Raw genomic sequence first — 14,628 nt, forward strand, 5'->3', positions numbered from 1 at the left:
TCATGCCAAGGCTTCAAGACAATGCTTACGCATCTCCTCAGCCCAAACGTCCTCTGGATATCAACTGGTTCTTATGTAATCTTTATCCATAACTTACGTTAAATTAATTAATGTTTTGCCTTCCTCTTGTCCTGCCAGGTTTGCAACAATACATAAAAAACAGGCACAAAAACAACTGCAAGGCAAGTTGAGGCAAGCATACCACTGCTCACCGCTATACCAATTGAGCGACGAGAATTGGCACCTGCTCCCGTTGCAAAAACCAAGGGCATAACCCCCATGATAAATGCAAAAGATGTCATCAGAATAGGACGAAAACGTGTTTTGGCGCCAATGACCGCTGCCTCAAGAACTGATTTATTATGAATTTCACGTTGTTCACGCGCTACCTCAACAATCAAAATAGCATTTTTTGTAGCCAATGCAATAAGAAGTAACAAGCCAATTTGAGTGTACATATTATTATCCATACCCAAACTGCCGAGAGCTAATACTGTTCCAACCAAAGTCAAAGGAACACTCAGGATAATCGCAGATGGAATAAGCCAATTTTCATACTGGCCAGATAAAATTAAATAAACCAAAACCAAAGACAAGGCAAAAATAAAGTAACTGAGGTTACCAGCCACCTTTTCCTGGTAAGCTGTACTTGTCCATTCATAAGATATCCCTGGGGGTAATTGTTCCTTTGCCAATTTCTCCATAACCTGGATTCCCTGCCCCGAGCTATAGCCTCTTGCGGCAACCCCATTTATGTTACTTGATGGATAAAGGTTATATAAAGAAATAATTGAGGGTCCTACCGCAGGCCCCACGTCTGTAAGAGTACCTAAGGGCACCATGGAGCCGGATTGATTTCTTACATAGTAATTCCTTAAATCTTCGCTGCTAACCCTCGAGGATGCATCCGCCTGAACATAGACTGGAAATACTTGACCAAATTTCGTGAACAGATTGACATAAGAAGAACCTAAATAAGTTTGTAAAGTATCAAAGGCATCAGCAACGCGCACTCCTAAAGATTCGGCTTTGGTTCTGTTAATAGGTGCTGCAACTTGAGGAACACTCGCACGAAATGTCGTCATAAGGTTTTGCAACTGTGGGTATTGACGCCCTGTATTGATCATTTGATCAGTAGCTTGCTGTAATTTCCTGTAATCAAAAGTACCGTCTTGTAATTCAACTTGCATTTGAAATCCCCCCGACATCCCTAAACCTTGAATGGGAGGGGGCACAACCACCAACACTTTTGCATCAAGGGTTTCTTTGGCTATTGCATTGAATTTGGTATAAAGAGCTCGTAAATTTTCAGATTTTCCTCTGACACTCCAATCTTTGAATATAACATAGATGACACCGGCATTAGAAAGCAGAGAATTGTTATCCAATAATGAAATACCATCAATAGCAATCACATTATCTACACCCCCAACTTCAGATGCTTTTTTAGCTAATCTACTCACTACTTCATCAGTACGTCCTAAACTGGCGCCATCCGGCAGCTGAATACTTAACATCAAATAGCCTTGATCTTCCATGGGAATAAAGCCAGTTGGAATACGCGTCAGGCCATAAATGGCACAAGCCACTAAAATGATTCCAATCAAACAAACTTTACCACTACGATGTACAAGCCGATCAATAAACTTTACGTAAGCCGATTCAATGGGATTATAAATTCGATCAAAGGCCTGAAAGAATATATTCTTTGGTTTACTCGTATCGGGAGCCTTTAACCATAAAGCACATTGAGTCGGCTTTAACGTCATGGCATTAATTGCGCTTATAAAGGCAGTTGCAGCAATAACTAAAGCAAACTGTGCATACATTGACCCCGTTAACCCAGGCATAAAACCGGCCGGTACAAAAACAGCCATTAATACCAAAGTGATACCAATAATCGGGCCAAATAATTCTTTCATTGCAAGTATGGCTGATTCTTTAGGTGACAAGCCTTTTTCAATATGTTGAGTCACACCCTCAACAATAACAATGGCATCATCAACCACAATTCCAATTGCTAATACCAAAGCAAATAAAGTCAGCAAATTAATGCTATAGCCCAATAAAAGCATGGCAAAAAATGTCCCAATGATAGTCACAGGAACCGTTGTCGCGGGTACTAATGAAGCGCGAAAATTTTGTAAAAATACAACAATCACTATTAAAACCAAAATTCCTGCTTCAAAAAGTGTTTTATATACTTCTTCAATTGAAGCTTTGACGAAAACGGTGGTATCAAATGGAATAGAATATTCAAGACCCGGAGGAAACTGTTTTGCCATTTTCGCCACGGCTTTCCGAACTTCTTGCGCAACATCCAACGCATTGGCACCAGGAAGTTGAAAGATACCTATTGCTGCTGTAGGTTTACCATTAAGATTAGCGAGCTGATTATAGCTCTCGGATCCCAACTCAACTCGCCCTACATCACGAATACGTACTACCTGAGCAGAGCTACTGGCAGAGGAATTTTGATCGGGTGGGGTATCAATCGTTTTAATAATAATGTTTTCAAACTCTTTGGGATCAGAGAGTTGTCCAGGCACATTCACTGTAAATTGATAGGCTTGTTTGCCAACAGTAGGAGGAGCACCCAGTTGTCCAGCTGATACCTCTTTGTTTTGGTAGCTGATGGCATTTAAAACATCACTTGGGTTCAAAGAAAAAGCAAGCATCTTTTTAGGATCGAGCCAAACACGCATCGCATAACTTCCTGAACCAAAAACCACCACATTCCCTACTCCGGGTAAACGGGATAATTCATCTTGCATATTGATGGTCGCATAGCTGTCAAGAAATACGCCGTCGTATTCATTATTTTTTGAAGTCAAAGTAATAAATTGAAGAATAGCAGTCGATTTTTGTTGAACGATAACACCTTGCTTTTGTACTGATTCGGGGAGTTGAGCCATCGCCGCTTGTACTCGATTTTGCACCAGAACCTGCGCATAGTTCAGATCCGTGCCTATAGCAAACGTGACAATTAAAGTATAGGTGCCTCCACTAGTACTTGTCGATTGCATGTACAGCATGTCCTCAACCCCATTGACTTGTTGCTCAATTGGCAAAGCGACGGTATTAATCAAAGTTTTTGCATCAGCGCCAGGATAGGTCGTAGTAACCTGGATAGTAGGAGGAACAATGGCAGGGTATTGAGACACAGGCAAAACAGCAATCGCTATTATCCCTATAAATACAATAAACAAGGCAATGACATTGGCCAGAACGGGTCTTTCAATAAAAAATTTGGAAATCATTTCAGTTGTTTCGCTCCCTGAATAAAGGGTCTTAAATTCTTACAATTTTTTGGCCATACTTACTCAGGTTGCTCAGTTTTAGGCGTAACCCGATGATTGGGCGTCGCATTTTGCAACCCGGAAACAATCACACTGTCTTGAGCATCAAGGCCTTTAGTAATAGCCCTTACCCCATTTTCTAGCCCGCCAAGTGTCACGCGTTTGGTAAGCACATAATTGTCTTTATCAACCACAAGGACATAGGGGCCAATTTGATCGTATTGAACAGAGGTGTCAGGTATTGTTAATTTTGGAGAAGGTTCAGATATCGGTACCCGGACTTGCACAAATAAACCAGGTACCAGGGGATATCCCTTGTTAGGTAACAAGGCGCGAAACTCCATGGTTCCAGTTGAAGCGTTTAAACCAGTATTTACAAAATCCAATGTCCCCTTATGAGGAAATCCTTTTTCATCTTGCAAAGCCACTTCAACAGGGATTTTGACCAATTCCATTGGTTTATATCCTCTCTTGCGCGCTGCATTTCTAATCCTGATTAAATCCAGTTCATTTAAATTAAAATAAACGTAAATAGGGTCGATTTGTTCTATGGTAGCCAAATCCGTTGCGGCACCGTGCCCAACCAAATTACCCACATCGACTAAATGTCTTCCCATCCGCCCATCGAAAGGAGCTGAAACGTGGGTATAACCATATGTAATTGCGGCGTTTGTAGCATCAGCTTCCGATTTATCTACTTCTGCCTGTGCTTCTTCAACTTTTGCTTTCCATTTTTCAACACTGTTAAGAGACGTGGCATTTTGTTTATACATGCGTTGCTGTCTGGCATACTCTGATTTGGCATAGGCATAATTTGCTTTTTGAGCGGCTACCTTGGCTTCAGCAGCACGCAGTTGCTCAAGATAGGGCTCGGGTTCAATAATAAATAATTCCTGATTTTTTTTGACAAAAGCGCCGTCAGTAAATTTTATGGCATCCAAATAACCTTCAATCCGTGCCACCAAATCTACCGATTGAAATGCTACTGTATTACCTGTCTGGGTAACATACTGTCCCATTTTCATTAATTTGGGCTTTTGAACGATCACATCTGGCGGTGCTGGGGTTGCTACCTGGGCCCTTGTAAAATGGTCATATACTAAATAAACAAACACAATACCAAAAAATACAATTGCTACGGTTTTAACTAAATTTTGTTTATTTTGAGAGTTCATTCTCATCACCAGGTTGGTAAATATAGTTGTTTCATTCGTTGTCCGTTAGAGTCTGGAGGCAAATGATTTTCTTGCTTCAATAAACTACCCCAATTAGTACGGGCAGCCATTTCACTTTTTATTTGATTTGAAACAATATCATTCTTGCCGCGTATTTGCCAACCGCCTCCAAGCGAGCGGTATAAGCCAACCAGAGACAAAGCCAATTCTCCTGTGGCATTAACCAGTGAAGTTTGTACTCGTAATTGTTGCTGTTCTGCATTCAATACAGTGGTGTAATTAGCCTCTCCTTCCTTGTATCGTACTAAAGCAAGTCTTGTCGATTCTATGGCAGCAGCATTGGCTGTTTTAAGTGAAGAGACGGTTTTTTGCCCCTCTACATAGCGCGTAATGTTATCTTGAACTTCCTGCTGCACTTTGAGCACCAAATTAAGATAGTTCAGCAATGCTTGCTGGAAAGCAGCGTCTTGAGCTCGTACCGCGTTCGTGATTTGACCATAATTTAATAAAGACCATGCCAGTGACGGGCCTGCGACTATATTGCGATTAGACCAGTTAAATATATCACTAATAGTAGAATTGCCAATATTATTTGAGGCAAAAACAAAAGTCCCCACTAATGAAAGTGAAGGATAAAGATTAGCCTTCACAGCGCCAATTGCAGCTGATTGGGCTATAGCCTCCATTCTGGCTTGATAAACATCTGGCCTTCGCGCTATCACTTCTTTAGGAATTCCAACTTCCACTACCGCTAAAGCTTTTGGTATTCCTTTATTTTTTTTAAGCAAGTCATCCACCTTATCAGGAGTGGTACCAAGTAATACAGCCAAAATATCTTTTTGGTGCTGGAGGTCACTCACGTATTGGGGCAGTTTTGATTGAGTTTCCGCAAGTTCTGTTGCCGCTTGTTCCACATCCAGTAAACTGGTTTGACCACCATAATAACGATCCTTTGCGATTTTAAGACTCATCGCCTGCACCTGGATATTAGTTTTTGTTACTTTGATTAATTCTTCGCTGGTGCGGATTTTAATAAAAGTACTGGCAATATCTGAGGTGAGAGTAACCAATGCGGAATCATAAGCTGCCAGAGAGGCAAGGAACAGGGCATCATTAGATTGAATCGCTCTTCGGTATTTTCCCCAAAAATCAAGTTCCCAGCTTGCGGAAAATCCGAGGCTGGCTGTTAAAAAATCGGGCGGTAGAAGCCCTTGTAATTGATTGCCCCCAATTCGATTGTAATTATAATCTCCTACCATAGCTTGTTGCTGGGGATAAAGCTCCCCAACTGATTGAGCAAGTTGAGCTCTTGCTTGCAAAACTCGTACTCCTGCCATTTGCAAGGAAAGATTGTTGTGATAACCGTTATCGATTAATGAGGTTAAAGTGGGATCATTAAAGACTTTCCACCAATTCGCATTTTGAAAAGCGGATTGTTTTATTGCAGGGCTTGAAGTAAGCCAATAATTGGCCGCATCTTTTTTAGGCTCTTTAAAATTTGGCCCGACCAGACAGGAGCTTAGAATCAAACAACTTAAGAGAGCAAGGATTTTCAACATGTATACCAGTATTTCCCTATCTGTTCAAAAGCAGCTTATGTAGATTGAAGATGGATTTGAACTATTGGTTCATCAATCATTAGATATTATCTATGAATACTCAATTGAACAAGTATCCTGAAGAAACAAATTCTTACTAAATGACCAACCATCTGGTGATTCGACCTGCCTGAATTTCTCGCTCTAATATTTAGAACTCTGTCTCAATACGTACCACTTGATAAGAAGGGCTTTCATAGGGATGAGCTTTTTTTAAAGCTGCAACCACCTCTTTGATTCTCTCTCTGGCGCAAATCGTTTCCACCTTGTATTCAGGCACTTTTTCCAATTGATTAATTTCTCCAATAAACGCCTGGCTACCTGGTAAAGGCATAAACTGGCCTTCACCTAAAGTTTGCCAGGCGCAATGGTTATAATTATCAACATAACCAGCCCCTGCCGCAAAAACTGCATTTTTTACTTCGTCAAGATGAGTTTCTGGAACATGAAAATACAACATATACATGATAGCTATACCTCCCTTGATATTTATTACCACACAAGATAGAAATGCCAGTAATTATCGTAATTCAGGAGAGGCAAAGGAAGCATCCGGGGTAAAATTTTTCTCTTGATAGGCCAGAAACAAAAAACCCACCACGCCAACAGCCAATGTCAAAGGAATCACCCCAACTCCATAAACAAAAGCGCGAGCTACATGTGTCCCCCCATACATATTGACGACATAACCAATTACAGAATGAAAACCATACCCAAAAATCATAATAATCATATTCGCAATTGCAGTAGTTAACCCTGCAAGATTATCGGGGACATAAGTGGATACTTTATAAATAGCCAAAATTTGATAAGAGCAACAAATGCCAACCAGGATAAAACTTATTGTTATACTGGGAATAGTCAGAACACCTCCGACAAGCATAGCAAATACCAGAAACATAACCACGCCTGATGCGATGATAGTTCCAAGATAATACCCTGTTTTTTCTGCAATCAGACTTAAGATAGGTGCGCCAAAACACATGCCAATATAAATCATTGATGGAAGATAATTTGCCGCGTTGGCATTCAAACTGTATGCCATTTTTAAAAAGCCAGAGCCCCATACATCAGAAAAACCTTCCAGTGGTCCCAACATCAATCCCGCAAAACAACACAATAGGATCACTTTACTATTACCAAAAACCATTCTGATATTAGAAATCACACTATCCTGGCGAGAAGGCTGTGCATCGGGAACAATTAGATAGGTAATACCAGCCAGCACTATTCCTATGCCTACAAATATTTCCACCACCATTTTATAACCCATAAGTTGACACATGTAACTGACAGGACCGCCGCCATATACCGCGCCAACAAGTCCTATCATGACTGAAAAGCTCAGCATCCTTGGAAAATGTTTCTCCTTAAAAGTCATGCGGATTATTTTAAATGTTCCTAAAATGGCAGCCGATGAACCTATACCAATCAGGGCTCTTCCTATCACTGGATAAACCCAATTTTCAGCAAACAAAATGGGAAGTAAACCTATCACGGTCAACATGATGCATCCTGTCATCACTTTTCTTGGGCCAAAACGATCGAGCATAATCCCAATAGGCAAGTGCATCAAAGAATAACCAATGTAATAAATACCGGAAAATTGCCCAAAAATTATGGCATCAATGTGAAATTGCTGAGTAATATCATCCAGCATAATATTGGGCATAACTCTCAGAACATATTGATATGCGTAAAATATGGATACTATGACCCACACAAACCACGCTGTAACTCGTGAAACAGACATAATCACCCTCGGAAAAGAAAATAAAAAGACCACTAGGATTAAATAATTATCATAAAGTATTTTATCTTACTTCCCTTGAAATTGGATTGCAAAAAACAAAATAAAACCCTTTTTTTTGATTTTAAATTCTAATTTAATATATTTTTTTGGAATATAATTCTATAATAAGAAATATAAGTGCCATTTTCATTGCATAAAATATGATACTCGATCGTACTGATAAAAAAATACTTGAAATACTGCAAGCAAATTGCGAAATCAATAACCAGGAATTGGCCGACCTTGTGGCCTTGTCTCCTTCGTCCTGTTTGCGTCGAGTCAAATTATTAATAGATAATGGTTATATCAAGAAACAGGTTGCCCTGCTTGAGCCAGAAAAAGTAGGGTTAAAATTGACTGTTATTGTTTTAGTAGGGTTAAACAATCACCAGCCTGAGGTTATGAATCAATTTGAAAAAACCATACAACTTTTTCCGGAAGTCATTCAATGCTACTTGATTACAGGCCAATCTGCTGATTATTTATTGAAGATAATTGTGCCTGATTTAAACGCTTATCAAGCTTTTTTATTAGGCAAATTAACACGCATCAATGGCGTTGCAAGTGTTCACTCCAGCTTTATATTACGCAATGTTTCTGACACGACCGCCCTACCCCTTGATCATTTGGATTAGGGCACTGCTCTTCGAATATTAAATTATTCAATAAATACTAACTCGAAAGTACCTGGCTCTGCCTATAAAATCAAAAATTCTATAAAAATAGATAAAAATAGAACAAATTTATTAATTTAATGCTTATTTTTATAGGTTTTAATCTGAATTTGAATTATAATTGCTGACCTAATTTAAGTTAAATTGGAGTAAAAAATGTCAATGACTCTCTCGTTAGGTCAAAAATACGGCTCATTCTTTTGGGGATGTACTAAATTTGCTGTTTCCCCCTATACCAATACTTTTCTATCCATCGTCAAATCGAAAGAGGTTGAAGAAGCAGATTGTTTATCCAAGGCTCTTGCTGCCAGCATTGTCTGCGGAGTTCTCACTTTTGTTGTTCCGGTATTACCAGTTCTATGCGCTTTTACGTTTACCCTGTCTTCAATAGCCATGTTGCTTGCGGTAGCCAGCATGTTCGTGACTTATCCGATTGCAATACTTGGTGATGCACTGTGCGGACCAGAATTGTCTGACGATTACCATTATTCTTTCTAATCAGTTTTAAGATAATTTCATTTGAAATCATCATAAGTATCAACAAACAGGAAGAGTATTTTTAAACTCGTAAAAAATACTCTTCCTGTTTGATATTGAGAAAAAATGAACCCAGCCATCAACAAAAGCCATTAATTTGCTCATTATGCAGCATATATGTTTGATATGATCAAAAAGCATATGCTAAGATATGCTGATTTTGATTCAAAAAGGTAAAAACATGTCTAAATTCCCTCACAAAACCCCCGAGACACTTCGTCAATATTTCCAAGCAAAAGATCTGGGGCAATTAACAGAAATTAATCATTCCTATGGGCCTCATTTTGAAAATCTGGAAAACGCGATTGATAGACTGACTCAAGAGATATCCACTCAAAAAGGAAAACTATCCGGATTTTTAAAAGAACAGGAAAAGATTTCCCAAAATTATGGAAAAATCGTAATTGAACAAGAACGATTTGAAAACAATCGTGCATCGATTATGAGCGACTCTTGTACCGGAGCAGAACGCTATTTAGCACTCGCCGCACTTGGAATGTCGCCTTTCGATTGCTACTATAGCAATAGCAGGAGTTTACAAGATCAAATCGATACGACAAACAAAAAATTAAATGAATTAAATTCTCATTTTGCTTTTTGGAAAAATCAAAGATCGAAAGCGGTTTCTGAATTAAAGATATTAAATAGTATTATCGATGAAAAAAGAAAAGAGCTTGAAGTTGATCATCAATTTACATTGAGTTCAAACTAAAAATTGATAAGCCTAACCCGGGTTAATCTTAATTATAATCCGGGCGAGCGTCCTAATCATTGAATACCAGTCCTATTTCACCTTGCTTTATCTTACTCATCATCCATATGCAAAGAGTTTATTTTCAGTTTGTTACATGCGTCCAATATTTCTCTGATACAATCCCCATGATCATCGAGGTAATGAAAATCATAATTCATAAAAACATCATGATGCTCCGTATTCAGCGTACATTGGGTATGGGTACTTGACGCAATTTTTTCCTTATCAAAAATCTCGATCTTATAAACGACACTTCCTTCTTTATATATGCGACATTCCGTATCTTTATCATCCAAAAAGGCTACGTGTAAAAAGCCCATGTTAAAACAAGGGCAGGCAAATAATGCGCTTGAACCAGTGCAGAAAAAAAGAAATAAGGCAAAGAATATCTTGCTATAGTGAGCTTTAGTCGTTTGCATATTCTTCCCTGATTAACTGTCTTTTGTCTAATTGTAGACCATTATTAGTCTATAATTTAATGAACAGGATAATCTTTACAGGGAGCTGTTATGTTAAGTTGGGCACTTATTTTTTTTATCATTGCAATTATTGCAGCCGCGTTTGGATTTGGCGGCATTGCAGTGGCTGCTGCTGGAATTGCAAAAATATTATTCTTTCTATTTTTGGTGATGTTTGTCATATTTCTTATTATGGGATTACTCGGGCGTCGTGGCCCTCCTCCTGTCTAGCAAAAATATGAAGCTCAAACACCTGGTTAAATAGTATAGATTATTGTGATTTTCCACGCATGTCGATATCCCAAATATCGACAACAACATTATTTTCTGTGATATAAAACTTATCATACAAGTTTATTGTCGGATCACAATGAGGAACGATAAGCTCTAAAACATCGCCATTTTGCAGGAAATGACTTCCGCCTTCACAAGAAAATACCTTGCCATGCTCATCTCCAAACCCACCCCAATCATAAACCAGTCCGGGATGACTAATAATATGTGGTTTATGATGAGGATCGACATAAATCGATTTCGTTCCAGCATCAACAGTAGCGTGCTCTTTACGATTACTGCTTATAACACTTGTTAAAAGAGTCATCGAGTTTTTAAATGGCTGAAAGCTTGATGGGTTATTTTTTGAACCAATTGAACCATACTCAACATCCATTACAGCATATGAGCCAGGCTGGATTTCTGTTACTTCACTTGCTTCGACATCAATATCAAAAGTACCAGTTCCGGTGCCAGTTAATATTTCACAAGGGAGATTGGCATCTCTAAAACTCTTAACAATCCTGCTGGCCATATCCATAATACGTAGAGAAAACGCTTTTCTCTCTTCATAGTTTTGAATGTGTTGCAAGTGGCCTGCATAACATTGAATTCCTTTTAGCTTAAGCCAATTCATACTATTGATAAAATGACCATATTCCAAAGCTACCTCGGGATTAATGCCCGTTCGACCAATGCCTGAATCGATATCAAGCAAGACATAAACTGGCTGGTTTAGCGACTTTCCAAGCTCATTAAGCATGCGAATATTATCCTTGCCATCTACAACCAGCATTAAATCAGGCGCTGATTTAAGACAATTAAATAATCTTGAATACTTGGCTTCCGATACAATGGGTGAAGTAATTAAGACATTCGTGATTTGTTTGGATACCAATACTTCAGCCTCTGATAGTTTGGCGGCAGAAATCCCTATTGCCCCATATTCAAGTTGTAAACGTGCGATTTGAGTACATTTATGAGTTTTACAATGCGGTCTTATTCCTATGCCCCATTCGAAACCATGTTGTTGCATCACTTTTAAGTTGTATTTCAGCTTTTCATAATCAATCACAAGGCATGGGGTATTTAGTTCTATCTTATGAAGCCCGATGTATTTTTCTTTCATGAGATAATTCATCACAAAGTTCAATAAATGCGTTTTATGACATAAATTGCTTAGGAATTTAAGCTTTTATTAAACTATTTTTTAAAAGATGAGCATCCTAATCCTCAAAGATCAATATAAAATTGCATGACTAACTGCTATGAGCTGGCTCCTCGATTTCAATGATTTTATAATTGATGAGTTATTTATTTCTTACATCAACCACCATTTTTCTCTGATTCAAATCATTCTATTTTGTGATTAAAAAATAATCTTAGGACACTTATCACAGGATATTTACCTCTCCCAAACAAAATTTTATCCCCTTGATAACCCAAAACATATTTAGTTCTTATCTTTCTCAATATTCAAAATTTGAACTAATAGATTAGAAAACAAATGTCCTGAAAATTTAAATACACAAATGTCGCTTATGCGACATGTCACCTCATTTTTCGATAACCACAAAAGGTTAATATTTAATCATAAAGATTAACTTTATATCTTTTAGATTAAATTTTAACGAGGTGCATCATGAAAACCAAACTAAACAAATCAATCCTTTTTAAACAAGGAAATGCTGGTGAGCTTTTTGAGTCTTTTATTCAAAAAGTTGATGAAAATGCCAAGCCTAATCAGCTTGAAGAAATTATCGCTGTTGCAAAACCCCAAGTCATAGCCCCAGTGACAAAAAATAAATACACTAAACAATTTGAAATTATAGTATCCGCTTTACTAACCAATAAATCCAATATTGTCTTTACACAAAATAATGGCAAATATGTTGTAAATGTAAATGGGGCAGATTTCAATCTGGATGAAATCCTGGCTAACATGCAACGCTCTCAAATAAATCTGTCTACTGAACAACTAAATCAGTATGTTAATTACGTTGATAAAGAAGCAGGAATTAAAGTTACAATTCCAGATGCTGCGAAAAAACCAATAACTTTGAGTTGTCAAGAATTGAAAGGTAAAGCAACCAAATTACAACATCTTCATGAAGGTGAAATTGCTGGATTAAATATATATACCCAACAATATTATGAATTTATGAATGGCTTATTAAGAGGCCAGCATCCATACAAAGGAAACGATGCAAACTTTCAGGAAAATATGCGTCAGGTAATACTCCATAGCGCAGCAGCACTCTCAGGAATTAGTAAAGGTCAAAAGCATAAACTTCCATTGACCTTCCGATACGACGGAGACACCCTTCCCAAGCCTATTATTGAAAAAAGAATTCAATGCGCCCAGTCAAAAGGTATAGGACTAGAAGTTTATGAAGACACCGCTTTTGTCAGTAGTGCTTTTGAAAAACCTGTATCTACTTTTAATGGACCCATTCGAACCGTATTTTATGGTATGCAAGGATTGGATATAGGAGAAATCTCTCGTTATCCTGCTGAGCGTGAATTTTTAATCGCTCCTGGTAAAGTCAAATACCTGCACCATCGAGAAGAAAATAAAAAACACTATTTCCTGGCGTGTTCCGTCACTCCTCCTGCAAGCATAAAACAAATATCAAATTTGCCAAACGGGGGTACTTATAAACAAGCGGAAAACATAGCAGTCGAAGCAGAGAGGGATATGGTAAAAAAATTCGCACAATTTGCTATCGATGTAACAAATCAATATCTTGAAGGTAAGGCTGAAAAAGACAAAAGCAAATGGTCAATTTTAGCAAATATTGATAATACCTATGGAAAAGGCTCTTATAAAATTCAATTTGCAGAAGAACTAAAAACATCATTGAATGGATTGCTGAATAATTTACAAAATGGGTATATTGAACATAAAGCCGCTCACAACAGAATTATTGAAATACTTCATCAGGCCATTGAAAAAGCCCAAACTATAGATAATATTTCTTTATCCTACGCAAAAGGGCAAGACAGTTCTGGAGTCCTTTCTAAAACCTTACAATACATCTGTTTTCAGGTTGAGGATGAAATGAAGGGATTAGAAACATTCAAAAGTTCAATCACTGAATATTTTGCCGGACATCAAAGCTTTTTTGAAAGCTCCAGGAATATTGGAGTCATTGATAAGTTGCATAAAGACTATCTATCAAAACCATACGACCAATCAGAAAAAGGCAAAGACCCCAATGGTGGCGATTGGACTTTAAATTGTGGTAACAATAAAACTCTTCATAGACCAAATCATGGGCTGTCTCACACTTTAAGAGGTGCTGCTCTAGTTCCAGAGGTACTTTATTCCTACGCGACGCATTCCACCGATAAGAAGACCAGAGATATGGTTCAAAACATAAGCAAGGATGACATCAAACGAATGCAAGTCGCCATGTTATTTTCTGTTGTCGGCAGAAAAAGCGAACTGGGATTTGCAGATAACCCAGGAGTATATGGAGGATATAGAAGAGCCAGCGCAGACCTTTTTGAAGAGTATGCAAAAACGCATTATAAAGACTTATTTACCTCAAAAGAGCAAATTGCCTATTGGAAACGCTTGGTACTTGATTATGGAAACCCTGGTTTTCATCCAGATGTGAACAAACCTGAACAAGCAATCATAGCTAAAATAATGAGACAATGCCATTGTCTGGATTTATTAAGATGCTATTCTAAAGAGGAATTCACGAAAAAGGTAACCAAACCGCTTCAAGATGACTTGGGAGTTGACGCAGCTAATAATCTTGTCAACTACTCCAAAACCCTTCTTGAAAAAACAGGAGACAGATTAATCGGTACGAAGAGCTACAATTTACAAGAACATTGGCTCAACAACACTGACGTATCACATTGCATCAATACTCTGAACTCCGCTTTACAACACGCACCACACCAACAATATGTTGTTAAGCATGAGGAAGAGGAATCCTTAGATTCAGATATGTGGGTTAAACTATAAAATAACGTCAAATAGAGAGAACCTCTGGTTTCAAGTAAAACTCGGGATCAGAAGTTCTCTAACTTTCTTTGATTACTTTGTTTATG

General features: G+C 38.1%; 12 protein-coding genes. 5 read left to right on the plus strand and 7 right to left on the minus strand.

Annotated features, from left to right (window positions below; all coding sequences use genetic code 11):
• Nucleotides 1-107: 107 nt before the first annotated feature.
• The 5 genes from LPG_RS12675 to LPG_RS12695 all read right to left on the minus strand — a co-directional run bounded on the left by LPG_RS12675 (nucleotide 108) and on the right by LPG_RS12695 (nucleotide 7,825).
• Nucleotides 108-3,260: an efflux RND transporter permease subunit gene (locus LPG_RS12675; RefSeq protein WP_010948214.1), complete on the minus strand. Its 3,153-nt coding sequence runs from the start codon at nucleotides 3,258-3,260 to the stop codon at nucleotides 108-110.
• Nucleotides 3,261-3,319: 59 nt separating this feature from the next.
• Nucleotides 3,320-4,474 (minus strand): efflux RND transporter periplasmic adaptor subunit, encoded by a 1,155-nt coding sequence (locus LPG_RS12680; RefSeq protein WP_015444044.1) that lies wholly within the window; start codon nucleotides 4,472-4,474, stop codon nucleotides 3,320-3,322.
• 5 nt (nucleotides 4,475-4,479) lie between these two features.
• The gene (locus LPG_RS12685) at nucleotides 4,480-6,033 is read right to left on the minus strand and encodes an efflux transporter outer membrane subunit (protein ID WP_015444043.1); all 1,554 of its coding nucleotides are present in this window, start codon (nucleotides 6,031-6,033) and stop codon (nucleotides 4,480-4,482) included.
• Nucleotides 6,034-6,223: 190 nt separating this feature from the next.
• Nucleotides 6,224-6,538, minus strand: a complete 315-nt coding sequence (locus LPG_RS12690) for a hypothetical protein (RefSeq protein ID WP_014842546.1) — start codon at nucleotides 6,536-6,538, stop codon at nucleotides 6,224-6,226.
• Between the two features lie 54 nt (nucleotides 6,539-6,592).
• On the minus strand, nucleotides 6,593-7,825 hold the full coding sequence (locus LPG_RS12695) for an MFS transporter (RefSeq protein ID WP_016357023.1): 1,233 nt from the start codon (nucleotides 7,823-7,825) through the stop codon (nucleotides 6,593-6,595).
• Between the two features lie 200 nt (nucleotides 7,826-8,025).
• Here LPG_RS12695 and LPG_RS12700 point away from each other — a divergent pair, with 200 nt between their 5' ends.
• The 3 genes from LPG_RS12700 (at nucleotide 8,026) to LPG_RS12710 (ending at nucleotide 9,787) form a co-directional block, all read left to right on the plus strand.
• Nucleotides 8,026-8,499 carry an Lrp/AsnC family transcriptional regulator gene (locus tag LPG_RS12700; protein WP_010948219.1) on the plus strand — a complete coding sequence of 158 codons (474 nt, stop codon included), beginning with the start codon at nucleotides 8,026-8,028 and terminating at the stop codon, nucleotides 8,497-8,499.
• Between the two features lie 195 nt (nucleotides 8,500-8,694).
• A complete protein-coding gene (locus LPG_RS12705; RefSeq protein WP_010948220.1) occupies nucleotides 8,695-9,036 on the plus strand; it encodes a hypothetical protein in 342 nt (113 codons plus the stop codon).
• Nucleotides 9,037-9,256: 220 nt separating this feature from the next.
• The gene (locus LPG_RS12710; RefSeq protein ID WP_016357024.1) at nucleotides 9,257-9,787 is read left to right on the plus strand and encodes a hypothetical protein; all 531 of its coding nucleotides are present in this window, start codon (nucleotides 9,257-9,259) and stop codon (nucleotides 9,785-9,787) included.
• Between the two features lie 92 nt (nucleotides 9,788-9,879).
• On the opposite strand, the gene LPG_RS12715 is transcribed toward LPG_RS12710, so the two are convergent.
• Nucleotides 9,880-10,248 (minus strand): hypothetical protein, encoded by a 369-nt coding sequence (locus tag LPG_RS12715; protein ID WP_010948222.1) that lies wholly within the window; start codon nucleotides 10,246-10,248, stop codon nucleotides 9,880-9,882.
• Nucleotides 10,249-10,338: 90 nt separating this feature from the next.
• Here LPG_RS12715 and LPG_RS12720 point away from each other — a divergent pair, with 90 nt between their 5' ends.
• Nucleotides 10,339-10,518 (plus strand): DUF1328 family protein, encoded by a 180-nt coding sequence (locus LPG_RS12720; RefSeq protein WP_010948223.1) that lies wholly within the window; start codon nucleotides 10,339-10,341, stop codon nucleotides 10,516-10,518.
• A 40-nt stretch (nucleotides 10,519-10,558) separates the two neighbouring features.
• Here the strand turns inward: LPG_RS12720 and LPG_RS12725 are convergent, their stop codons facing one another.
• Complete coding sequence (locus LPG_RS12725; RefSeq protein WP_015444040.1) at nucleotides 10,559-11,689, minus strand: DSD1 family PLP-dependent enzyme; 1,131 nt, start codon at nucleotides 11,687-11,689, stop codon at nucleotides 10,559-10,561.
• Between the two features lie 513 nt (nucleotides 11,690-12,202).
• Between LPG_RS12725 and lem26 the strand changes: the two genes are divergently transcribed.
• Nucleotides 12,203-14,542 (plus strand): Dot/Icm T4SS effector Lem26, encoded by a 2,340-nt coding sequence (lem26, locus tag LPG_RS12730; protein WP_010948225.1) that lies wholly within the window; start codon nucleotides 12,203-12,205, stop codon nucleotides 14,540-14,542.
• Nucleotides 14,543-14,628 lie beyond the last annotated feature (86 nt).

This window comes from Legionella pneumophila subsp. pneumophila str. Philadelphia 1, assembly GCF_000008485.1.
Lineage (GTDB): Bacteria > Pseudomonadota > Gammaproteobacteria > Legionellales > Legionellaceae > Legionella > Legionella pneumophila.

Coding starts and splice junctions, on each gene's coding strand:
- LPG_RS12675 (WP_010948214.1), bottom strand. CDS start 3,260: ATGATTTCCAAATTTTTTATTGAAAGACCCGTTCTGGCCAATGTCATT.
- LPG_RS12680 (WP_015444044.1), bottom strand. CDS start 4,474: ATGAACTCTCAAAATAAACAAAATTTAGTTAAAACCGTAGCAATTGTA.
- LPG_RS12685 (WP_015444043.1), bottom strand. CDS start 6,033: ATGTTGAAAATCCTTGCTCTCTTAAGTTGTTTGATTCTAAGCTCCTGT.
- LPG_RS12690 (WP_014842546.1), bottom strand. CDS start 6,538: ATGTATATGTTGTATTTTCATGTTCCAGAAACTCATCTTGACGAAGTA.
- LPG_RS12695 (WP_016357023.1), bottom strand. CDS start 7,825: ATGTCTGTTTCACGAGTTACAGCGTGGTTTGTGTGGGTCATAGTATCC.
- LPG_RS12700 (WP_010948219.1), top strand. CDS start 8,026: ATGATACTCGATCGTACTGATAAAAAAATACTTGAAATACTGCAAGCA.
- LPG_RS12705 (WP_010948220.1), top strand. CDS start 8,695: ATGTCAATGACTCTCTCGTTAGGTCAAAAATACGGCTCATTCTTTTGG.
- LPG_RS12710 (WP_016357024.1), top strand. CDS start 9,257: ATGTCTAAATTCCCTCACAAAACCCCCGAGACACTTCGTCAATATTTC.
- LPG_RS12715 (WP_010948222.1), bottom strand. CDS start 10,248: ATGCAAACGACTAAAGCTCACTATAGCAAGATATTCTTTGCCTTATTT.
- LPG_RS12720 (WP_010948223.1), top strand. CDS start 10,339: ATGTTAAGTTGGGCACTTATTTTTTTTATCATTGCAATTATTGCAGCC.
- LPG_RS12725 (WP_015444040.1), bottom strand. CDS start 11,689: ATGAAAGAAAAATACATCGGGCTTCATAAGATAGAACTAAATACCCCA.
- lem26 (WP_010948225.1), top strand. CDS start 12,203: ATGAAAACCAAACTAAACAAATCAATCCTTTTTAAACAAGGAAATGCT.